We start from the raw sequence: 22,473 nt of genomic DNA on the forward strand, positions 1-22,473 counted from the left end.
AAAAGAAAATGAGTCAATTGTTAATGTTAATAAGTTATCGTTTTAACGAAAAATGGGATTTAAAAACTTGTTTAGTTGTTCCGTTTTGCGGCATATACTCAACTGTAAACCAATAATCCGTAGAAGGCATGTCTTGACCGTTATATCTACCATTCCAACCCGAGCTTGCAGGTGATATTTGTTTCAAGAATTTACCATATCGATCAAAAATAGAAATCACCGCATCGGGTTGATGTCTTAAATCCCAAATATTCCAAGTATCGTTAATACCATCAGAATTTGGAGTAAAATAATTAGGATAATTGATGATATAAATTGGACCTAACAGCGTTGGTGAACAGCCACCTAAAATGTCATAAATATTTACATAATATGTTCCAGTAGGTAAATTAGTAAATACATTACTCGATTGATATTCGGTAATACTACCATCAGGATAAACCAATTGATAGAGATAATCTCCAAATCCGCCTGTTAAATTTACCGTAATGAATGTATTATTTTCAAACGGAGTACTTACAGTAAAATCAGCTACAGCAGGACCAGATTGTATTATTGTTGCAGTAGTTGTATTATAATTACAATTAGCTCCAACATCTGGCGTAAGTTTGATAAATTCGATAGTATAAACCCCAGCCTGCGAAGCGGTATAACTTGGACCCGTTCCCATTAAATTACCATTCAAATACCAATTTACAGTAAAAAACGCTGGACTTAAGCCCGAATTCATTGTAAAGGTTCGTAATACATCACCTGTTTGAGAATCCACACAAATAATTCCGCCTTGAATAGTAATATCAAGTAGAGGATGAACAGTGAATGTAAATGAAATCTCGTCGTTACAATTTGGATTACCAATTGCCGATGCATACACATAATACGTATACGTACCTGGAGTAGTAATATTCAGATTTGTAATTAAATCTGCAGCATTTCCTCCTGATTGCGAATAATAACCAATATTGTAAGTTGTTGATGGTAGTGCAGGCAACACATAATTTCCGCATTCTTCATTATCGAAAACCAAGCCTAAAGAGGCTAAATTAGGTGTTTCAGAAACGATAATATCAAAACTATCTTCTTGAGTACAAACAATTCGGTCACCATTTACTGCATACACATAAATTGTGGTAGTTGTATTTGGTGTATTAAAAACCGTTCCAGGTGGCACTGGATTAACCCCATTTGGATCATAAAAATAACCTATAGTATAATTAAATGGTGTTGGCGCAACATGAGTTAAAGTTGGCAATTGGAAATTTTCAAACTCACATACATTTACATTTGGATAATCGGGTAAATTAATGCCATTATAAGTAATCGTAAACGGACGATTGATTTCGCAACCTGTAGTAACATCGATATTGTACAAATAAAAAGTTTGCGTAGTATCAAAAACTAGTGATGAAGAAACAACAGTTCCACCACCAGTTGGACCACCAGGAGCAGTATAAACCGTTCCATTAATTGGAGTTGCAATAGAATATGGTAAGCATTCTGTTCTACTAATTACATTATCTGCTGGTGGAAATGGATTTAAATCAATTGTAAAACTTGACTCGTTTTCACAGCCGTTACCATCAGGACCATTATAAATATAATAAGTACCTGGCGATAAATTAACTCCCGACAAATCAATTCTTTGTCCGGCATTTAGCTGAACTTGCCCAGGAATTGTTGGTCCTCCAGATAACGTATAATATGTTCCATTAGATAAAACGGGTAAAACAAACTCACCACAATACGTTCCGCTAAGAATCGTATCAACTAACGGACGAGGATTAACTGTAATGTTGTAATTTAAATTGGAAGTACAATTTGGTAAAGTTGTAGTATTTGTAAAATAATAAACTACTTGAGAAGTGGCAATATCTAAATCGGTTATTTGAGTACCTCCACCATTTGGCGCCGTGTAATATCCTCCGAAAGGAACAACAGGTAACGTATAAATACCACAACCAGAAACAGCTGTAAATATAGAAGTATCAACTAAATCGATTACAATATCATTTGATAAAAGACAACTATCTGGTAGTCCCTGACTGTTGATATGAGCCAATGTATTTACAACGTAATATGTGCCAGGAAAATTTGGTCCTAAAACACTAATTACATCACCCGCATTTAAAGTCAGCCCTGACCCATCTGAAGCTGTGTTATAAAAACCATTTGTTAAAGGAGGAAGCATATAAGAATCACAAGTTACAACATCTGCAGGATCATCAACTAATGGTAATGGATGAACGTAAAAAACAAATTGTTCATCTCTACAAAAGACTCCATTTACTTCAGCATAATGATATAAGGTAACGGTAAAACTTGTTGCAGTGGTATTCGTATAAGTTGTTCCTGTAGGCACAATAACTCCAGTACCTAAAGGACCTCCTGGTTCAGTATAAAAGTCCCCAATATTATAAGGAACTGATGGAACTGTAAAAACTCCACAATGGTCTAGAGTAGGAATATACTCATCAATAAAATACGCATTAAATGAACTTTCGTTTGTACAACCATTTGCATCTGGTCCAACAAAAATATAATAAACACCACTAGTATCTATAATATCACCTGGATTCAACTGTACTTGTCCAGGAGTTGTGGGACCACCTTGTAACATATAATAAGTTCCATTAACAATTGTTGGTAAAGTAAACTGACTGCACTCAACAGGATCTGGAATATCATCAACAATTGGAAGAGGATTAACTGTAATTGTAACGGATGTAACATCAAAACAATTGGGATTGGAATTATCTTGAATTCGAATTCCAACAGTAACTGAAGAAGTTCCATTAGGAATTGAAATTGAACTTATTGGATTTGTACCTAAAGTAGCCTCACCAATTGAATTGTAATAAGAAACGCTATAATTTGCTGAAGATTGTCCATTCAAAACTTCATCAGTTGTAATACTTGTAAAGGCATAATTTGTTGTCCCTATCACTTCACATATTGAAATAGGATTTGGAGGTGTTGCAACAGCAGCATTATTAACAATCAAATCAAAAGGATAAATGGTATCACAAAAATTACCTGAAATGGTATTGAATATTTTAATATATATTGTTTGTGCTCCTGCGCTTGAATATGCTACTAAATCAGCATTAGGAATTGGGTTATTTGCCGTTATATCTGCTAAAGATTCATAGTAAAAAACATCATAAATTGATGAATCAATGCCTAAAGCTGTTTCATTATTTATGGTAAGATTAAAATCATAAGTTGCAGCACCCGTATTACAATTTAACAAGTCTATTGGAGTAGCAACTGCTAAATCTGAAAAAATAATAGTATCCGTAATTGTACATGCACCTCTAACTGCTTCAACAGAATAACTTCCGGCATGAGTTACGGTATAAGTTGAATTGGTTTCACCAGGGATTGGATTTCCATTTTCAAACCAAGTAAAGGTAAAAGTATTGTCTAAATTAGTATCTAATGGAACTGAATCGCCTGCGCAAATGATTTGATCATTGCCTAAATCTAATGTTGTAGTAAAACTTCCTGCTGCAATAAACACTGCTGAATCAAAACCTGAATTTGCATAATCTCCAATTACCAATCGAATTCTATAAGGCGTATTTGGAACAACGGCTGAATAAGCATTCATAACCACTGTTTGACCTCTCATATTTAATGCTGATGCTGGATTACCAACATTATATACATCAAAAAAATTGGCATTTATTGAAGCACAATTATTATTTGGGCTTGAAGGATCATTAAAAGCACTATCTCGAATTGTAGTTACTGAAACTGGAGTATTTGTACCTGGAATTACAGCTAAATTTGTAGAAATACCCGAGGACAAATCAGTTAAAACGAAAGCAAAAACATCACTAAACTCACATTGATAAAAACCATACTCATTAGAAGCGAACAAAAAATCAAAACTAAAACTATTCGATAGCGGTATAAAATCAAACTCTAAAAATTCGGCATTCACGATTGCGCTATTTCCGCCATTATTATCGCTTAAATTTTGTAAAAAAGAATCTCCAGATGCTGTAACCGAACTACTTAAATTAGCACCTGTATAAGGACCTTGAGTAAAAGTTGCCACACCATTTCGTATAATAATCCCTTCTGAAATTGGAAAAGCAGAACCATTTTGATTGAAATAAGCAACAGACTGAGTAGAAGAAACTGAAATATTAGAAACCTCAACACAAGAATTTCCAAGTAATAAATTTACTAAATCGGTTGGCGAATTTGTAGTGTTATCAACCGTAATAGCTTGTGAAAATAAACAAGTAGAATAAAGAAAGGCGAATATTTGCAGGATATTTTTCAAGACTATTTGGATTATATTTATTGTTATAAATTTAGAAAAAAAAATCAACAAAGTTTGTTTAAACAAAAAAAGTTTGAATAAATAATATTCAAACTTTTTTTAATTTATTACAAGATTACTAGTCGTTTAATTTCAATACCGCCATAAATGCTTCTTGAGGAATTTCAACGTTACCTACTTGTCGCATACGTTTTTTACCTTTTTTCTGTTTCTCTAAAAGCTTACGCTTACGCGAAATATCTCCTCCGTAACATTTTGCCGTTACGTCTTTTCTTAATGCTTTAATCGTTTCACGAGAAATAATTTTAGCTCCAATAGCAGCTTGAATAGGAATATCAAATTGTTGTCTTGGGATTAATTCGCGCAACTTTTCACACATTTTTTTACCTATGTAATACGCATTATCTTCATGAATTAAAGCAGACAAAGCATCTACTTGATTACCATTTAATAATACGTCTAATTTCACTAATTTAGATTGACGCATTCCAATAGGATGATAATCAAAAGAAGCATAACCTTTAGAAACTGTTTTTAATCTATCATAAAAATCAAATACAATTTCCGCTAATGGCATATCAAAATTTAACTCCACACGTTCAGGTGTTAAATAAGTTTGATTGGTTATAATTCCTCGTTTCTCGATACACAAACTCATTACATTCCCTACGAAATCTGATTTTGTAATGATAGTTGCTTTAATAAATGGTTCTTCTACTCTATCTAATTTTGAAGGTTCAGGTAAATCAGACGGATTGTTTACAATAATTGCTGTTTCTGGTTCTTTCTTAGTGTAAGCTAAATACGAAACGTTTGGAACAGTTGTAATCACTGTCATATTAAACTCACGCTCTAATCGCTCTTGAATAATCTCTAAATGAAGCATTCCTAAGAAACCACAACGGAATCCAAAACCTAAAGCCGCAGAACTTTCAGGCGCAAAAACCAATGAAGCATCGTTCAATTGTAATTTCTCCATTGAAGCGCGTAAATCTTCAAAATCTTCAGTATCTACAGGATAAATTCCGGCAAAAACCATTGGTTTTACGTTTTCAAATCCTGTAATCATATTGGTAGTAGGATTTTTAGCATCGGTAATGGTATCTCCTACTTTTACCTCTTTAGCTTCTTTGATTCCTGAAACCAAATACCCTACATCACCACTAGATATTTTTTGTTTTGGCACTTGATTTAACTTTAAAGTACCCACCTCATCGGCAAAATATTCATTACCAGTAGCCATGAACTTAATTTTCTGCCCTTTTGTAATTTCACCATTTATGACACGGAAAATTACCTCAATTCCTCTAAAAGGATTATAATGTGAGTCGAAAATTAAGGCTTGTAATGGCTCGTTTGGATCTCCTTTAGGAGCAGGAATTTTTTCGACAATAGCCGCTAAAATATTTTCCACACCAAAACCTGTTTTTCCAGAAGCGTGAATAATATCTTCTAACTTACATCCTAATAAATCGATAATATCATCACTAACTTCCTCTGGATTAGCACTTGGCAAATCCACTTTATTTAAAACTGGAATAATTTCCAAGTCGTTTTCTAAGGCCAAATATAAATTTGAAATGGTTTGTGCCTGGATACTTTGCGCAGCATCTACAATCAACAATGCACCTTCACAAGCAGCAATTGAACGAGAAACCTCATACGAGAAATCTACGTGACCTGGAGTGTCAATTAAGTTTAAGATATAATCTTCTCCTTTGTATTTGTACTCCATTTGAATAGCGTGACTTTTTATGGTAATACCACGTTCGCGCTCTAAGTCCATGTTATCTAACAACTGAGCTTTTTCTTCGCGAGCCGAAACGGTTTGTGTAGCACTTAACAATCTGTCGGCTAACGTACTTTTTCCGTGGTCAATGTGTGCAATAATGCAGAAATTTCTAATGTGTTTCATTCTTCAAGTTCAATGTCAAGTTCAAATTTCAATAGCAATTCTTTCGAACAATTAATCTGCAAATATACGCTAAAGTTTTGATTGTATATCAACAAAAAGTAAAACCAAATACCAAAAAAAGCATTAACCACATAGAAACATAGATTTCCAATAAATATCCTGAGGAATTCATAGTAATTCCATTTGCGCATAGGTTATAAAACAATAAAATTTATGTAAACTATCTCAAAGCGAAGCTTCTATTTTTCAATCCAAAGCACTATGTTTCTATATGGTAAAATTTAAAAAAACAATAATTAAAAAATCTTATTGTATTTTTGCAAAAAAATTGAAGCACCATGCCTAAAATTGGTAACATTATACTACCTGATTTTCCTTTATTATTAGCTCCAATGGAAGATGTAAGCGACCCGCCATTTCGTCGTTTATGTAAATTACATGGTACTGATTTGATGTATTCTGAATTTATTTCATCGGAAGGCTTGATTCGTGATGCCATGAAAAGCAAACAAAAATTAGATATTTTCGATTACGAACGACCAGTTGGGATTCAGATTTTTGGAGGTGATGAAGAGGCAATGGAAATGAGTGCTAAAATTGTGGATACGGTTCAACCTGACTTAGTTGATATCAATTTTGGTTGTCCAGTAAAAAAAGTAGTTTGTAAAGGTGCTGGCGCTGGAGTTTTAAAGGATGTGGATTTAATGATTCGTTTAACCAAAGCTGTTATCAAAGGAACGAATTTGCCTGTTACGGTAAAAACACGTTTGGGTTGGGATGAAAATTCGATTAACATAGATGAAGTTGCCGAACGTTTACAAGATATAGGCGTGCAAGCTTTAACAATCCATGCCAGAACTCGTGCACAAATGTACAAAGGGCATTCGGATTGGTCGCACATTCAGCGTGTGAAAGAAAATCCGAGAATTACAATGCCAATTTTTGGAAATGGCGATATCGATTCTCCAGAAAAAGCTTTGGAATACAAAAACAAATACGGATTAGATGGCATGATGATTGGTCGCGCTGCGATTGGTTATCCTTGGATTTTTAATGAAATTAAACATTATTTCGCCACAGGAGAAAAATTAGCACCACCCAGCATGAACGACCGAATCGAAGCCGCAAGAAATCACTTAATTTGGAGTATCGAATGGAAAGGCGAACGTTTAGGTATCAACGAAATGCGCCGTCATTATACCAATTATTTCAAAGGCATTCACGGTTTTAAAGAATACAAACAAAAATTGGTTACCACAGACGGCATCAATCAATTGTTAGATGTATTCACTGAGATTGAGCAGGTGTATGTGGATTATGTTTTTGAGGGGTAGTTATCTACCCATGATAAACTCTAGAAAACACAATCTTCCCATCTTTAATTTCTAAAACCTCAGCCACTAGCATATCGGCTTCACCTTCAACTTGACGAGTGTATTCCATAAAAACTCGGTCGGTGTTAGCAGTTAACGAAGTTACTTTATAATGTAATGTGGGTAATCTGTCAAAAGCGTCTCGCCACCAAATGCGCATCGCTTCTTTTCCAATGATTAAACCATTAGTTTCTGGCTGGCGAATTTTTAATTTCGGACTGAAATGTTGGGCTTCGTCGTCGTATAATTCTAATAACTTTTCTAAATTTTTTGTATTGAAAGCATCGAACCATTTAATGGCGATTTGTTGTAATTGATTTGGCATAGATAACACTATTTTTTATTTGAAACACATAGACATATAGGTTTCATAGTTTAAAAAAAGTCGTTTCACTCTACATAGAAAACATAGCGTTGTGAAAAATTTAAAAAAAAGGCACAAAGAAAAAATCAATGTGCCTAAGTGTTTCAAAAAATACGTTAAGCATTTTTAAGATTAATGATTTCTTGTTCCGTTAAGAATCTCCAATCGCCTCTTGGTAAGTTTTTCTTAGTTAAACCTGCGAATGTTACGCGGTCCACTTTTAAAACATCATATTTTAAATGTTCAAAAATTTTACGCACTATTTTAACGTTTGACGTTTTCATTTTCAAACCAATTTCACTTTTTGGTTGGTCTTCGATATAAGAAATTTCTTCCACGTAAACGCGATGTTCTTCGATAGTTAATCCTTTTTGGATGCGTTCTAAATCTTCAAACTTTAAATTTTTATCTAAAGTAACTTGATATACTTTTGACGAACGTTGGTTTGGCGCCGTGAATTTTTGAATAATTTCATTATCATTAGTAAACAACAACAAACCTGTTGTGGTTTTATCCATTCTTCCTACAGGTTGCAATTTGGCTTTAGTTGCATTTCTAACCAAATCTAAAACATTTGTAGAACCCTTTTCTTCATCACCTGAAGTAGAGAAGTTTTTTGGTTTATTCAATAAAATATACTCTTTCTTTTCTGGCGTAATATTAACGCCATCAAATTGCACAACATCTGTCAATTTTACTTTGTAACCCATTTCAGTTACCACTTCTCCGTTTACTTTTACGTTTCCGCTTTGGATGTAAATATCGGCATCTCTTCGGCTACAAACACCTGAATTTGAAATGTAACGATTCAAACGAATTTCGTCTGGATTAGATGGTTTCTTTGGAGATTTTGGTCCTTTTGCACCTGCTGGTTTTGAAGCATCTGGTTTTGAACCAAATTTAGAAGGCGCTTTACGAATTGGCGCATTTCCTCTTGAATTACTATTTTTCTTGTAACCTCCTTGTCTTCCTGAACCTGGATGACTTTTATCGCTATCTTGATGACGTGACATATTCTAAACAATTTTTGCAAAGATATAACTAATATGCTGAAATCAATTTTTTGCCATGAATTAAAACGGAAGGTTCTATTAAAACAATGCAAAAAACGCCTGAAACGATGATAAATTTCAATAAAAAGTGAAGTTTTAAATATTCGGTTTTAGAATTGGCTTTCCAAAGCAGCAAAACAAAAAACAGTAATGCCATTAAACTCAGGTAAAAATAAATATCCATGTATCCTACATCATACACTTCAATTAGAAAATAAACTGGTATCAAAGTAGAAATCGTTAAAACCGAAATAATAGATTTAGCCATTTTTTCTCCAAAAACAACCGGAAACGTTTTGTAATTAGCTACCAAATCCCCTTCGATATTTTCTAAATCTTTAATCAATTCGCGAATTAAAATCAGTAGTAATAAGAAAGTCGCATGAGCAAAAATAACGTGATAAAAATTCTTGTAATACATCAAAATTCCGAAGAAAGGCAAAACCGCTAAAACTGCAGCTGTGATGTTTCCAACTAAAAACATTTTTTTCAACTTGTGCGAATAAAACCAAATTATAAAAATATAAGTCGAAAAGAACAAAACCGCTCGCCACGAAATGAAAAACATCAACAAAGCAACAACGAAATTAATTCCGAAATAGACTTTCAACTTGGTTTCCTGACTCACCAAACGGTCAATCATGGCTTTTTTTGGGCGATTGATTAAATCCTTTTTCGCATCGTAAAAATTATTAATAATATAACCCGAAGCAATGGTTAAAGTAGAAGCAACCACGATTAAAAACAAACGCCAATCGAGAATAATATCTAAAGCGCGTTTTTCGGGAGCCAAAATAAATATCGCAGAAAGATATTGCGCTAATGCAATTACCCATATATTATATCCTCTAATTACAGAGAAAAAACTGAAGATTTTTATGAGGAATAATTTAGATTTACGAGTAAGCATTTCTCTTGAGGTTTTGGGTTATGGGTGATTGGTAATTGGTAAGAGAAAATAAAACCCATTACCTATTACTAACAACCAATTACCTATCTAAAAATTATAAACTACTTCTAATTTATAGTCTTTCAAAGATTCTTTTGCTTTATCTAAGTCTTGTGTAAATCCTAAAATATAACCGCCGCCGCCAGAACCACATAGTTTCAAGTAGTAGTCGTTGGTGTCGATTCCTTTTTGCCAAACTTGGTGAAATTGCTCTGGAATCATTGGTTTGAAATTATTCAAAACTACTTTTGATAATTGTTTGGTGTTTTCTAATAACGATTTAACATCACCATGCAAGAAATTTTCCACACAAGCATCGGTATATTTTATGAATTGTGATTTTAACATGTTACGGAAACCATTATCCTTTAAGTTTTCCATGAAAATCGAAACCATTGGAGCTGTTTCGCCCACAATTCCTGAATCTATTAAGAAAACAGCACCTTTTCCTTGTGTACTTTGCGTTGGAATTCCAGTTGCTTCAATGTTATCTTTAGAGTTGATTAAAATTGGAATACTTAAATAACTGTTCAACGGATCTAAGCCTGAACTTTTTCCGTGGAAAAACGATTCCATTTGAGAAAATATTGCTTTTAATTGCAATAATTTCTCTCTTGTAAGATTCTCTAAAACCGTAATTTTATTTTGTGCATATTTATCGTAAATCGCCGCTACTAAAGCACCACTACTTCCTACTCCATATCCTTGCGGAATACTTGAATCGAAATACATTCCATTATTTACATCATTTTGCAATGAAGCTAAATCGAAAGTTACCAACTCAGGTTGCTCTGTTTGCAATTGCTCTAAATAAACAACAAATTTCTTTAAACTTTCGTTTGACTTAATAGCACTTTCAGATGAATTTCCATCATTTTTCAAAGCACCATTATAAAAATTATAAGGAATTGAAAGTCCTTTCGAATCTTGGATAATTCCGTATTCTCCGAAAAGTAATATTTTTGAGTAAAAAAGTGGTCCTTTCATTTTTTAGTATTCAGTTTACAGTTTATAGTAATCAGATTTTAATTTCTTTGGGTTTTGTCTTGTATCAAAAACAGCAACCACTACAATATGCTTTTCATTATAATGATAAAAAAGTGTATTCTGTTTTGTAACCACACACTTTCTAAATTTAACATTTTTACTTGAAACAGGAAATGATTCTGGACTTTTTGCTACAATTTTCAATACTAAATGAAGCTTATTCACAAAATCATCTTTAACTTTCAAATTCCATTTTAACACCAAATATTCAAAAAGCTGATTCAATTCATTTTGAGCTCTTGGCGTTATTACAATTTCTCTCATTATTTCAAATGTGGTTTGATAAAATCATCAAAAGAAGAAAATTCTCCCTTTTCATATTGCTCCATTGATTCGTTTAGAATATTTTGTTGCTCTTCCGTTAAATCATCCCACCAATCTTTATCTTCTTTTTGAAAAATTTTCCTAATAGCTTGTAATACCGAAGGATTTTCTGTTTCCATCAGCATTTTCATAAGCTCTAATTTTTCCAATCGAATATCCATTTTTATTGAAATCTATGGTAAATATACGAATTATTTTAATTGATTTGCACCATTCCCAATTTCATCGCAAATATACTGACCATTTTGACAATAGCCAACTAATTCATCTTGAATAAATTGCAATACGTTTTGTTTCACATTTTCAGGATACAAAACGTGCACATTTGCACCTGCATCTAACGTAAAACAAACTGGAATTTGGGTTTCATTTCTGAACTTCCAAATTTTATTTATGATTTCCAATGTATTGGGTTTCATTAAGATAAAATACGGCATCGAAGTCATCATCATAGCATGTAAAGTCAAGGCTTCGCTTTCTACAATTTTGATGAATTCTTCCACATTTCCTGATGACAAAATTGATTTTATTTGGGATAAATTTTCGTGAGCTTGAGCAAAACGTCTTTCGGCATACGGATGATTGTGCATTAAATCGTGTCCAACCGTACTCGAAACTTGTTTTTCACCTTTATCTACTAATAAAATCGTGTCTTGATAGTTTTTGAAGTTAGAATGAATTTCAGAAAATTCCACACCAAATAAATCCGAACTTCCATTAATTTCAGAGTGAGTTCCCCAAACTACTACTTCACCTTTGATGCTTCTGCACGCACTTCCACTTCCTAATCGTGCCAAAAATGATGCTTTGGAATAGAAATAATCATCAGAAATTGTTGGATTAATTGCTTTTTCTAAACTCATGATGTTCATAGCTAAAGCTGCCATTCCAGATGCTGAAGAAGCAATCCCTGAACTATGAGGAAAGGTGTTTTGGGTATCAATTTTAAAATGATATTCTTTTAAAAACGGACAATATTTTTCAATTCTTTCGAAGAATTTTTGAATTTTTGGTTTAAAATCTTCTTTTGGTTTTCCTTCAAAAAGTAAATCAAATGAAAAATTATTGTTTTCCGATTTTTTGACTACTTCTAATTTTGTGATTGTTTTACAGTTGTTTAACGTAAAACTTATAGAAGGGTTAGCTGGAATTTGGTTTTCTTTCTTGCCCCAATATTTCACTAAGGCAATATTACTTGGTGCGCTCCATTCGAAACTAGCCGATTCAATGGAATTATATGAAGTTGCGATAAAATCTTTTTCGGTAAGCATAGCTTAAAATTTTGACAAAAATACCGATTTTGATTGATTTGTTCTCTTGATATTTCGTTAATTTGCCTATAAATTTGAAAATATGAACAAATATCTTAAAATCATATACTGTGTTGCCATCTGTTTAGCGGTAGGTTATTTATCGAGCAATGTAACACAATCCAGTATTTCGACTTGGTATCCTTTAATCAAAAAACCAAGTTTCAATCCACCAAATTGGGTTTTTGCACCAGTTTGGACCATGCTTTTTATCATGATGGGAATTGCTGCAGGAATGGTTTGGAATAAGTTAGAATCGAACAAAGAATTGGTAAAAAAGGGATTGTTGTTTTTTACCGTTCAACTTCTTTTGAATGCTTTATGGTCGTATTTATTCTTTGGATTGAATAATATTTTGTTGGCGTTAATCGAAATTATTTTGCTTTGGTTAATTATTTATGAAACGTATTACATTTTCAAACAAATAGACAAAAGAGCAGGATATTTATTAATTCCGTATTTAGCTTGGGTTGCTTTCGCTACAATTTTAACAGGAAGCATTTATTGGTTGAATCGATAATCAACATTTATAAAATAAAAAAGGCGACTTCAAAATTGAAATCGCCTTTTTTATAGTTCGAAGAGGATTATTTATTTCCCATTTCTTCCATTTCTTTGTAGAAAGTTTCTTTGAATTTTTCGTAGTTGTAATCCACTTTCAAACGATCATCAGCAGAAATTCTATTGTTAAAAGTATTTAATAATGCTGAATTATTTAATTCAATTGCAATATAGGTTTTGTATTTACCAGTTGCCGTTTTTGTTAATTCTTCACAAATAGTTTTAGTACCAGAGATTGATTGATTGATTACCTCACGGCTTAACCCTTCATATTTTGCAATATACTCTTGTTTTCCAGCTGAATTCACATCATTAAAGTAGTTATCGATAACCGCTTTTAATGTTACTTCAATTTGACCTGCAAGTTCTAAACGGGCATTACTTAATGCCATTCTTTTAGAGTTTGCTTGATCTGGACTTTCACCAACACTATTAGCTCTAAAGAAATCTTTATCAGTAAAGTATTTTGGTCCACTACAAAGTACTTCTACTTTTACTTCTCCTTTAGGAGCATCAACTGGTTTTTCTTCTTTTTTACTTCTACAAGAAGCAGCACTAAGCACTAATAAACCTACTAAAATTGTATTTCTCATGTTTGTAATTTTTTTCATATTCTAAAAATAATTTAATTAATTCTATTTTTGGTATCAATTTTGAAAGATTTGTCAATATTAACAAAAAAAACAACTCAAAAAAACGTTTGTTTGTTATTTTTGTTTTAAAATTGTCCATTGAACTTTAACACATTTTACAAAATACGTGCCAATTTATGAAATTGAAAAATACTCCAAAATATTTTATTGCATTACTTCTACTTATTACCTTTTCTTGTAGTGTAAAAAACTCTACCTTAAAAAAAGGTGCTGAAATGGAAAAATTAGGCAACTTCAAACAAGCTTCTGAATTGTATTTAGGTGTTTTATACAGAAAACCAAATCTTCCAGAAATTGAAAATGCATTAAGAAGAAGTGCACAATTATATATTTCTGAATCTGCTTTTTCAATAGCTAACAAAAACGAAAAAGGAGACAAGGAAGGTGTTGTAAATGAATATTACAACTTAAATAACTTTGTAAATCAAGTAAATGCTTTTACTAAGAATTTGGATATTGATCAACAAACAAAAGCCATTTACAATAAAAACTTAGACCAATATTTAGTTGGACAATATGATTTAGGAATCAAGTATCTTTCAGAACAAAAATTTAGAGAAGCTGAAGATGTTTTTAAAGATATTTCCCGATTTAACCCTGACTATAAAGACTCGCAAAAGCAACTTAGCATTGCGGTTAATGAACCTGTTTATTTAAAAGGAGTACAATTATTTGGTGAAAAAAAATATATTCCAGCTCATGAAAAATGGAATGAAATATATAATAGAGAACCTAACTACAAGGACGTAAAAAATAAATTACAACAAGCTTTAAATGAACGTTATAAAGAAGGTAGTTACTATTTAATGCAAGAAAACTTTAAAGAAGCTGAGTTAGCTTTTGAACAAGTTAAAAATATAAACAACAATTATTTAGACGTAAAAAATCTTTACAAAGAAGCGGCTAGCGAACCTATTTATCGTAAAGCAATTAAAGACTTAAAAAAAGGAAAATGTAGAACGGCTTATTTAGAATTAGATGAAATTATTAAAAGATTTGATGCTTATAAAAATTCAGATGAATTAAAATCAGAAGCTTTAGTTTGTGCTGAATACCCAATTATTGTTGAATCATTTAAAATCAGAAATTCTAATGGTTTTGAAAACAACATTCAAAATGCAGTAATTGAAGATATTTTAGCAAGTAAAAATCCTTTTGTAAAAATAATAAAAGGAAGTAATGATATTTCTTCGCCTTATTATAATATTTCTGAAACCAGCAAGAATAATTTACAAGCAAAACGTTACATTCAGAATTCTTATTTTAACACAAATGCAAAAGCCGTTTTAACCATACATATTAACCAATATCAACTACAAGAAAATCCTGTAAGAGCCTACGATGTTAATGGAATTGAAGTTAATAAAATTAAATCGAGAAGTGGCAAAGATTCGCTTGTAGAAAAATCGGTAGTATATAAAGAATATGAAAAAAGAGCAAGTATTCAGGCAAATATTACTTATCGATTAGTTGAAATTGCAACTGGTAAAATAGTAATTCAAAAAACCATCCAAAAAAGCGATGAAAAACAAATCAGATATGCTCGAAACAACAATTCAAACTACTCAAAAATCTACCCTACTCGTAATGTTTCAGGGCTAATTACAAGAGATGAATCTAATTACAAAAACTTACAAACCCTTTTTCAAACAAGTGATCAAATAAACAATCAATCATTAGTTGATATTGTCTTGTCAGATTTTAGAAAACAAATTGTGAACGAAATTTTGCGTTTTAATCCCGAAGAATAATGTTGAAATCTATTGTTTTATTTTCAAGTTTCTTGGTTCTTTTTTCTTGTGGAAGTTCTAAAACCAACACAGCAATCCCAGAAAATGCTCCCGAATGGGTTTCCAAAACACCGTTGAGTAATTTCAATTACATTGGAATTGGAATGGCGCCAAAAACATCATCTGATTATAGAGAAAAAGCTCAAAAAATGGCACTTACTGAAATCTCAAACAGTATTTCAGTTACGGTTTCTAGTAATAATTCCTTAAATGTTTTTCAATACGATAATACATTTAATGAGTTTTATCGAATGAATAGTATGGTTTCAAGCGCTGCTTATTTAGAAGGTTATGATGTTGTTGATGTTTTTGAGACAGAATATTATTATTACACTTATCTGAGTTTATCAAAACAAAAACACCAACAATTAAGAAAAGCTAGAATTAATAAAGCATTAGAAACTTCTATCTTTAAATTTGATTATACCAAAAAACTGGCTGCTGAAAAAGATTTTTCAGAAGCTATAAAACAACAAATATTAGCTTTAGAAGATATTAGTGAGTTTTTAAACGAAGATTTACGCTACACCCAAGATCAGATAGAAAAACCTTATGTAAGTCTTTTAATGAACACGATTTTTTCTAATTTAAATCAAATCGAAATAGTGTTTCCAGTAAAACAACTGAACATCAAGCACGCTTTTGATCCAAAAGACATTAACATCCAACCTATAACTATTAAATCGCAAAATAAGACACTTAGTAACATTCCTGTTTCTATTTTTTATTCTTGGCAACCGGGACAAAGTTTGGATTTTGTTTCAGATAGTAACGGTAGTATTTCTTTAGTGATTCCAAGAAATTGTAGTAAAAATAATTCGGAAAAAATCACAGCAATTTTAGATACTTATTCTTTGGTAAAAAATTTAAGTCAAAACCGAGTGGTTCAAAAGATATTTGAAAATTATCAATCTAAAAAGTTTGAACTATCTATTTCAAAAAAATTACCTACGATTGAATTTGATATTTTTTTAATGGATAAATCAAAGAAAAATTTAAACGCTTTAGAGGATGAATTGTTTCAAATCTTTTCTGCTGATTATTTTACCTTAGCTTCAAAAAAAACGAAGAAAGATTTTACCATTACTATCGAAAGTAAAAAAATGGAAAACTTACAAGTAAACGGCAAAATTTCTACCAAATTAGAAAGTCGTATTAAAATTACAAACACCAATAATAACATTGTATATCAAGAAACACTTCACAATATAATTGGAATTGGTTCTAGTGCAGAATTAGCAGAACAAGATGCTTTACAATCGCTAATGGATAAAATTAAGATAGTTAATTACAGCGCTATGGTTCAATCGATGTTATAGCATTTGCAACTATAAAACCACCAGTCCAAGCATTTTGAAAATTGAATCCACCCGTAATAGCATCAATATTTAGGATTTCACCTGCAAAATAAAGATTAGGTAAAATTTTACTTTCCATGGTTTTGAAATTCACTTCTTTCAAGTCGATTCCGCCAGCAGTGACAAATTCTTCTTTAAAGGTGCTTTTTCCGTTAACCTGAAATTCAGCATTAGTCAATTGTTCAGCTAGCGTATTCAATTGTTTTTTACTCACATCTGCCCATTTGGTTTCTTCTGAAATTCCTGCTGCTTTTACTAAGTTTTCCCAAAGTCGTTTAGGCAACTCGAAATGAGCATATTTTGACACTAATTTTTTAGAGTTTTCTTCTTTGATGGTTTTCAACAAATCGATGGCTTCTTCAAAATCAATTTCGTTTAACCAATTTACTTGAATAGCAAACTGATATTTTTTATCCGCTAATTCTCGAGCTCCCCAAGCCGAGAGTCGCAAAATACCCGGCCCACTCATTCCCCAATGCGTAATTAATAACGGTCCAGATGCTTGTAATTTTGATTTTTTTACTTTCACAGAAGCAACCGTGGAAAGCCCCATTAAATCTTTGATTCGAACATCTTTGATATTGAAAGTAAACAATGATGGAACGGGCTCAACAATAGTATGTCCCAAATTTTGTAACAACTCCCAAATTTTTGGATTACTACCTGTAGTCATTACCACTTTTTGGCAACTAAAAACCTCTTGATTGGTAGAAATTTTCCAATAATTTTCACCTTGATACAATTCCTGAACACTATGTCCAGTTAAAATGTCAATTTTTAGTTTTTGAGTCGCTTTTAAAAAACAATCGATTATCGTTTGAGACGAATTAGAAACGGGAAACATTCTACAATCATCTTCAATCTTGAGTTCTACTCCATGTTTTTCGAACCATTCAATCGTATCGCCAGAGCAAAATTGATGAAATGGCCCTCTTAGTTCTTTTTCTCCTCTTGGATAAAATTTCACTAAATCATTAGGTACAAAACATGCATGGGTAACATTACAACGACCACCACCAGAAATACGTACTTTTTCTAAAACGCTTTTTCCACGTTCTAAAATAGCTACTTTTAATTTCGAATTTTTCTCAACAATATTAATTGCAGTAAAAAATCCGGCTGCACCGCCGCCAATGATAATAATGTCGTATTTTGAATTCAATGAATTAGTTTTTGCAAATATCGGAGTTAAATTTTAATTCAAACAAAAAGCCCTGCTATTTAATTAGCAGGACTCTTTAAAAATAAATAAATCAACTTTAATTTAAAATATAATATTGCCAAGGTTGTAATTGGGTACTTAACTTAACATCAAAAACCACTTTTTTACCTGTAATGTAATCTGTAAATTCTCCGCTAATTGGCAAATTAGCTGACATCACTTGATTTGATAAATTTGCCAAATAAATTACTTTTTCGCCATTTTTTTCACGCTCAAAAATTAATATTTGGGCATCATTTGAAGTTGGAATTCTTTTATAAGTAGCTTTATTTTTTCCACCATTTAAAGCACTATTTTCAGATTTTAACTTTCCTAATTTTGCTCTTAAATCCCATTGTTTTCCTTTTGTTTTTGGGATAGAATCTTTCTCAAAAAACTTTAAACTATGTTCTAATCCATATTCATTTCCGCTGTAAATTAATGGCATTCCTGGCATCATATAAGATAAAGCGGTCATGGCTTCCTCTGCTTTGCCTAGTCTACTTTTTACAGTACCATTCCATGAATTTTCATCGTGATTGTCAATAAAATTCATCAAAATATCATTCGCTTCATAATCTTTATTTGCTTTTTGAATATAAGCATCCCAATCTTTTACTGAATTTTTCCCTTGAGCAATTCTATTCATAGTGTGATGCGCTTCCCAGCCATACGCCATATCAAACAAACCATCTTTTAATAATTCTGGTTCCCAAGCTTCGGCTAACATGAAGATATTTTTCTCTTTTCTTAATTGCGGAATAGCTTGTTGCCAGAAGTCTAAAGGCACATTGCTTGCTACATCACAACGGAAACCATCGATGTTTTCGTTTTTCACCCAATGCAACATATCAGAAGTCATTTCTTTTCGCAATCCATGGTTGTCGTAATTCAAATCAGCAACATCAGACCAACCCCAAGATTTACCCGTTTCTGGATTGATTGGATCGATGATTTCTCCTTTCTCATTTTTAGTATAATATTCTGGATGTTCTTTAATCCAAACGTGGTCCCAACCTGTGTGATTTGGTACCCAATCCAAAATCACATACATGCCATTATCATGCGCTGTTTTTACTAAATTTCTGAAATCTTCAATTGTTCCAAACTCCGGATTTACTTTTTTGAAATCAGAAACCGCATAGTAACTTCCCAAATATTTATGTTGCTCTTCTTTTGGCATTTCTGAAGCAAACTTACTATCATCACCACCTGTTGCTTTCCTTTTCGTCTGTGAAATAGGGAAAATTGGCATCACCCAAATGATTTTTACTCCCAATTCTTTTAACTGTGGAATGTCTTTAGTAAAGGCATTAAAAGTTCCTTCTGGTGAATACTGACGGATATTAACTTCATAGATAACAGCACTTTCTTCTACTTCAGAAGAAAATTTTGCGATTTCAGTTTTTGAATTTTCTGCCGTTTTTTCTGTTTCGTTTTTACAACTGAATAAAGTTAAAACAGCTAATGCAGTAACGATTGTTTTTTTCATTTTTTATAGTTTTATTTTCCAAACATAAATTCTAACGGAATATGAATCCTTTTTTGCCAAGAGGCTTCGGAATGGTTTTCGCCTTCAAACTTTAAATTTTGAGAATCTACTTCTGTATATCCTTTAGCTTTTAAAATTTCATCAACTCGATATTCGTATTTTAAGTAGAAAGCATCCAAAGTTTCCGTTCCGTAATCAAAATATATTTTGTGGTGTTTAGCTTCTGGTAATTTCTTTTCCATATACGCGAAAAAAGATTCCGGAATAGGATTGTTTTCAAATTCTCTAAATCCAATCCAATGCGTTGACAAACAAGCTGCTTTTCCAAATACATTTGGATATTCACACAAAGCATACATGGAAATCAATCCGCCCATGCTTGAACCCATAATAGCAGTTTGATTTGCCGTAGTAAAAACCGAATAGTTTTTATCAATGTAAGGTTTCAATTCTTCTACAATAAATTTTAAATAATTATCGGAATTTATTTTGCTATCATCAAATGGAAATTGCGATTTTTTGGTTTCTATTTGAATTTTCTCTTTTAACTCTTTTGAAAGCGATTCGTAAGGTTTTTTGGGATACAAATCCATGTGACGTAAATTTGGAATGTTCCAAATAGCCACGACAATAAAATCATTTACTTTATTCTCATGCATCAGTTGGGATGCTACTTCATCTACTCTCCATTCTTGTTTGTTCCATGTAGTTGTTGCATCAAACAACATTTGCCCATCGTGCATGTACAGAACATTGTATTTTTTTGATTTAGAATAATTTTTAGGCAACCAAACATCAACCGTTCTTGGCACAATATATCTAGAAGGAAAGGTATCTATTCTTTCAATATTTCCTTCAAATTTTCCTGAATTTTCAAGAGCATAAGATGTAATCTTACCTTGAGAAAAAGTAAAGCAAGAGAACAATATAAAGTAAAGTAATGATTTCATTTATTTCAATTCTAGTATCATTGACGATTTTCCTTCAACCGATAATTCGGCTTTTAAATCGATGGTTTTTTCTGAAAGAATATCATTTCCAGAAGTAAACGATTTGATATTTTCTTGAAAACGAGAAAGATTCAATTTCTGAGTATCAGGAGCATTATTGATAACCACCATAACTGTTTCTTTGTCATTGTGACGGAAATACACATACACGTTATTTTCAGGAATGTAATGCGTTAATTTTCCAGTGTGAATCACTTCTTTAATTTTTCTCCAATTCAATACTTTCTTGGAAAAATCGAAATATTTTGCTTGCTCTGCTGTTCTTCCACTAGCTGAAAATGCATTGTTTGTATCGCCTTTCCAACCACCAGGGAAATCTTGACGAATATCGGCATCGCCTTTTCCTTTATCACCTGCCATTCCAATTTCAGATCCATAATACAATTGCGGAATTCCTCTCATGGTTGCCATAATGGTCATTCCTAATTGGTATTTTTTGAAATCGTTTTGATAGATTTGATTGAAACGTCCTGTATCGTGATTTTCTAAGAAAATCAACAAATTATTTGGGTCGGCATACAAGAAATCGTTAACGAAATTCTCATAAAATTTAATCATTCCGTTGCTCCAATCCGCTCTATCCTCATTGAAAACATTTCCAAAAACATCATGCAATGTAAAATCCATTACACTTGGTAAGTAGGAATTATAACTTTGAATTTTAGCAATTGGACTGTCTTTTTGCCAATACGAAATTTGGGCTTGATCGTGCATCCAAACTTCACCTACAATATTGAAATATGGGTATTCATCTGTAATGGCTTTGGTCCATTTTGCAATTCCTTCTTTATCGTTATACGAATAAGTATCTACTCGAAAACCATCTAAATCAGCATATTCAATCCACCAAATCGCATTTTGAATTAAATAATTCAATACCAAAGGATTCGACTGATTTAAATCGGGCATGCTTGGCACAAACCACCCATCCATACATAATTTAGCATCTATTTTTGAACCGTTTGTGTCGTATTGTGTGGTCATTCGATAGTTACTTTGTTTGTAACCTGGAAATTGATGAAACCAATCGTAAGTTGGCATATCTTTAAACATCCAATGTTCAGCGCCCCAATGATTCGTAACGTAATCTTTGATTAATTTCATGCCGCGTTTGTGCATTTCATCGGCTAGCTTTTTGTATTCTTCATTGGTTCCATAACGAGGATCAATTCTGTAAACATCTGATTGTCCGTAAGTATGATACGAATAGCCTTTGTCGTTATCTTCACACATTGGTGTACTCCAAATTGCGGTTGCTCCTAATTCTTTGATGTAATCTAAGTTATTAATGATGCCTTGAATATCTCCGCCATGTCTTCCTCCTGGCAAACTTCTGTTCGCTTTTTCTTGTAGTTCTGGTGACGAATCGTTATTTGGATTTCCATTTGCAAATCTATCCGGCATCAATAAATACATCACATCAGAAGCATCAAAACTTTTACGAAGCGCCGAATTAGTTCTTCTCTTTTTGATTTCGAAATTTCTTTTGAATGATTTTTTACCATTGGTAAACGTAAATTGTAATTCTTGTGCTTTTACATTTTTAGTATCAATTGTCACGAAAAGGTAATTAGGATTTTCGGTTTTAGTTACATTCGTAATTATTACATTATTAGAAACTTGTACCGAATTCTGAGCAATATTCTTTCCGTAAAACAATACTTGAACTTCGCTTTTATTCATGCCTTCATACCAAAAAGGTGGTTCCATTCGGTCGATTTGTGCCGAAAGCGAAAGTGTGAATAAGGTAATTAGAGAGAAAATTATTTTTTTCATAGCT

18 protein-coding genes are annotated in these 22,473 nt (G+C 32.3%); 4 read left to right on the forward strand and 14 right to left on the reverse strand.

Annotation, left to right across the window (positions count from 1 at the left end):
* Window positions 1–34: 34 nt before the first annotated feature.
* A complete protein-coding gene (locus LOS86_RS12490; RefSeq protein ID WP_231842410.1) occupies window positions 35–4,294 on the reverse strand; it encodes a T9SS type B sorting domain-containing protein in 4,260 nt (1,419 codons plus the stop codon).
* Between the two features lie 118 nt (window positions 4,295–4,412).
* Window positions 4,413–6,209, reverse strand: a complete 1,797-nt coding sequence (lepA, locus tag LOS86_RS12495; protein WP_231842411.1) for a translation elongation factor 4 — start codon at window positions 6,207–6,209, stop codon at window positions 4,413–4,415.
* A 338-nt stretch (window positions 6,210–6,547) separates the two neighbouring features.
* On the opposite strand from lepA, the gene dusB reads away from it, so the two are divergent.
* Entirely contained in the window at window positions 6,548–7,543 is a 996-nt protein-coding gene (gene dusB, locus LOS86_RS12500) for a tRNA dihydrouridine synthase DusB (RefSeq protein WP_231842412.1), read from the forward strand.
* 4 nt (window positions 7,544–7,547) lie between these two features.
* On the opposite strand, the gene LOS86_RS12505 is transcribed toward dusB, so the two are convergent.
* From LOS86_RS12505 to LOS86_RS12535, 7 genes are all read right to left on the reverse strand, one after another.
* Entirely contained in the window at window positions 7,548–7,907 is a 360-nt protein-coding gene (locus LOS86_RS12505; protein ID WP_231842413.1) for a nuclear transport factor 2 family protein, read from the reverse strand.
* A 155-nt stretch (window positions 7,908–8,062) separates the two neighbouring features.
* On the reverse strand, window positions 8,063–8,959 hold the full coding sequence (locus LOS86_RS12510; RefSeq protein WP_231842414.1) for a pseudouridine synthase: 897 nt from the start codon (window positions 8,957–8,959) through the stop codon (window positions 8,063–8,065).
* Window positions 8,960–8,987: 28 nt separating this feature from the next.
* Complete coding sequence (locus LOS86_RS12515; protein ID WP_231842415.1) at window positions 8,988–9,908, reverse strand: geranylgeranylglycerol-phosphate geranylgeranyltransferase; 921 nt, start codon at window positions 9,906–9,908, stop codon at window positions 8,988–8,990.
* Window positions 9,909–9,995: 87 nt separating this feature from the next.
* A complete protein-coding gene (locus LOS86_RS12520; protein ID WP_231842416.1) occupies window positions 9,996–10,934 on the reverse strand; it encodes a mevalonate kinase family protein in 939 nt (312 codons plus the stop codon).
* Window positions 10,935–10,949: 15 nt separating this feature from the next.
* Complete coding sequence (locus LOS86_RS12525) at window positions 10,950–11,258, reverse strand: type II toxin-antitoxin system RelE/ParE family toxin (RefSeq protein WP_231842417.1); 309 nt, start codon at window positions 11,256–11,258, stop codon at window positions 10,950–10,952.
* On the reverse strand, window positions 11,258–11,467 hold the full coding sequence (locus LOS86_RS12530) for a hypothetical protein (RefSeq protein WP_231842418.1): 210 nt from the start codon (window positions 11,465–11,467) through the stop codon (window positions 11,258–11,260). Before LOS86_RS12530 ends, LOS86_RS12525 begins: the two co-directional genes overlap by 1 nt.
* 42 nt (window positions 11,468–11,509) lie before the next feature.
* Entirely contained in the window at window positions 11,510–12,589 is a 1,080-nt protein-coding gene (locus LOS86_RS12535; RefSeq protein WP_231842419.1) for a diphosphomevalonate decarboxylase, read from the reverse strand.
* 82 nt (window positions 12,590–12,671) lie between these two features.
* Between LOS86_RS12535 and LOS86_RS12540 the strand changes: the two genes are divergently transcribed.
* Window positions 12,672–13,148, forward strand: a complete 477-nt coding sequence (locus LOS86_RS12540) for a TspO/MBR family protein (protein ID WP_231842420.1) — start codon at window positions 12,672–12,674, stop codon at window positions 13,146–13,148.
* A 67-nt stretch (window positions 13,149–13,215) separates the two neighbouring features.
* Here the strand turns inward: LOS86_RS12540 and LOS86_RS12545 are convergent, their stop codons facing one another.
* Window positions 13,216–13,782 carry a hypothetical protein gene (locus LOS86_RS12545; protein ID WP_231842421.1) on the reverse strand — a complete coding sequence of 189 codons (567 nt, stop codon included), beginning with the start codon at window positions 13,780–13,782 and terminating at the stop codon, window positions 13,216–13,218.
* A gap of 176 nt (window positions 13,783–13,958) precedes the next feature.
* Between LOS86_RS12545 and LOS86_RS12550 the strand changes: the two genes are divergently transcribed.
* Window positions 13,959–15,593: a tetratricopeptide repeat protein gene (locus LOS86_RS12550; protein WP_231842422.1), complete on the forward strand. Its 1,635-nt coding sequence runs from the start codon at window positions 13,959–13,961 to the stop codon at window positions 15,591–15,593.
* Window positions 15,593–16,951 carry an LPP20 family lipoprotein gene (locus LOS86_RS12555; protein ID WP_231842423.1) on the forward strand — a complete coding sequence of 453 codons (1,359 nt, stop codon included), beginning with the start codon at window positions 15,593–15,595 and terminating at the stop codon, window positions 16,949–16,951. Before LOS86_RS12550 ends, LOS86_RS12555 begins: the two co-directional genes overlap by 1 nt.
* Here LOS86_RS12555 and LOS86_RS12560 read toward each other — a convergent pair.
* The 4 genes from LOS86_RS12560 to LOS86_RS12575 all read right to left on the reverse strand — a co-directional run bounded on the left by LOS86_RS12560 (window position 16,929) and on the right by LOS86_RS12575 (window position 22,469).
* Complete coding sequence (locus tag LOS86_RS12560) at window positions 16,929–18,152, reverse strand: BaiN/RdsA family NAD(P)/FAD-dependent oxidoreductase (protein WP_231842424.1); 1,224 nt, start codon at window positions 18,150–18,152, stop codon at window positions 16,929–16,931. The two genes, LOS86_RS12555 and LOS86_RS12560, sit on opposite strands and share 23 nt — an antisense overlap.
* A gap of 97 nt (window positions 18,153–18,249) precedes the next feature.
* Window positions 18,250–19,683: an alpha-amylase family glycosyl hydrolase gene (locus tag LOS86_RS12565; protein WP_231842425.1), complete on the reverse strand. Its 1,434-nt coding sequence runs from the start codon at window positions 19,681–19,683 to the stop codon at window positions 18,250–18,252.
* An 11-nt stretch (window positions 19,684–19,694) separates the two neighbouring features.
* Window positions 19,695–20,633, reverse strand: coding sequence for an alpha/beta hydrolase (locus LOS86_RS12570; RefSeq protein ID WP_231842426.1), 939 nt, complete (start codon window positions 20,631–20,633; stop codon window positions 19,695–19,697).
* A complete protein-coding gene (locus LOS86_RS12575; RefSeq protein WP_231842427.1) occupies window positions 20,634–22,469 on the reverse strand; it encodes a glycoside hydrolase family 13 protein in 1,836 nt (611 codons plus the stop codon).
* Between the last annotated feature and the right edge of the window lie 4 nt (window positions 22,470–22,473).

Source organism: Flavobacterium cyclinae (genome assembly GCF_021172145.1).
Classification (GTDB): Bacteria; Bacteroidota; Bacteroidia; order Flavobacteriales; family Flavobacteriaceae; genus Flavobacterium; species Flavobacterium cyclinae.

What these genes read in the sequence shown, in the direction of transcription:
- LOS86_RS12545 (WP_231842421.1), bottom strand. Translation starts at nt 13,782, where the DNA reads ATGAGAAATACAATTTTAGTAGGTTTATTAGTGCTTAGTGCTGCTTCT.
- LOS86_RS12565 (WP_231842425.1), bottom strand. Translation starts at nt 19,683, where the DNA reads ATGAAAAAAACAATCGTTACTGCATTAGCTGTTTTAACTTTATTCAGT.
- LOS86_RS12525 (WP_231842417.1), bottom strand. Translation starts at nt 11,258, where the DNA reads ATGAGAGAAATTGTAATAACGCCAAGAGCTCAAAATGAATTGAATCAG.
- dusB (WP_231842412.1), top strand. Translation starts at nt 6,548, where the DNA reads ATGCCTAAAATTGGTAACATTATACTACCTGATTTTCCTTTATTATTA.
- LOS86_RS12520 (WP_231842416.1), bottom strand. Translation starts at nt 10,934, where the DNA reads ATGAAAGGACCACTTTTTTACTCAAAAATATTACTTTTCGGAGAATAC.
- LOS86_RS12505 (WP_231842413.1), bottom strand. Translation starts at nt 7,907, where the DNA reads ATGCCAAATCAATTACAACAAATCGCCATTAAATGGTTCGATGCTTTC.
- LOS86_RS12555 (WP_231842423.1), top strand. Translation starts at nt 15,593, where the DNA reads ATGTTGAAATCTATTGTTTTATTTTCAAGTTTCTTGGTTCTTTTTTCT.
- lepA (WP_231842411.1), bottom strand. Translation starts at nt 6,209, where the DNA reads ATGAAACACATTAGAAATTTCTGCATTATTGCACACATTGACCACGGA.
- LOS86_RS12575 (WP_231842427.1), bottom strand. Translation starts at nt 22,469, where the DNA reads ATGAAAAAAATAATTTTCTCTCTAATTACCTTATTCACACTTTCGCTT.
- LOS86_RS12535 (WP_231842419.1), bottom strand. Translation starts at nt 12,589, where the DNA reads ATGCTTACCGAAAAAGATTTTATCGCAACTTCATATAATTCCATTGAA.
- LOS86_RS12510 (WP_231842414.1), bottom strand. Translation starts at nt 8,959, where the DNA reads ATGTCACGTCATCAAGATAGCGATAAAAGTCATCCAGGTTCAGGAAGA.
- LOS86_RS12570 (WP_231842426.1), bottom strand. Translation starts at nt 20,633, where the DNA reads ATGAAATCATTACTTTACTTTATATTGTTCTCTTGCTTTACTTTTTCT.
- LOS86_RS12550 (WP_231842422.1), top strand. Translation starts at nt 13,959, where the DNA reads ATGAAATTGAAAAATACTCCAAAATATTTTATTGCATTACTTCTACTT.
- LOS86_RS12515 (WP_231842415.1), bottom strand. Translation starts at nt 9,908, where the DNA reads ATGCTTACTCGTAAATCTAAATTATTCCTCATAAAAATCTTCAGTTTT.
- LOS86_RS12540 (WP_231842420.1), top strand. Translation starts at nt 12,672, where the DNA reads ATGAACAAATATCTTAAAATCATATACTGTGTTGCCATCTGTTTAGCG.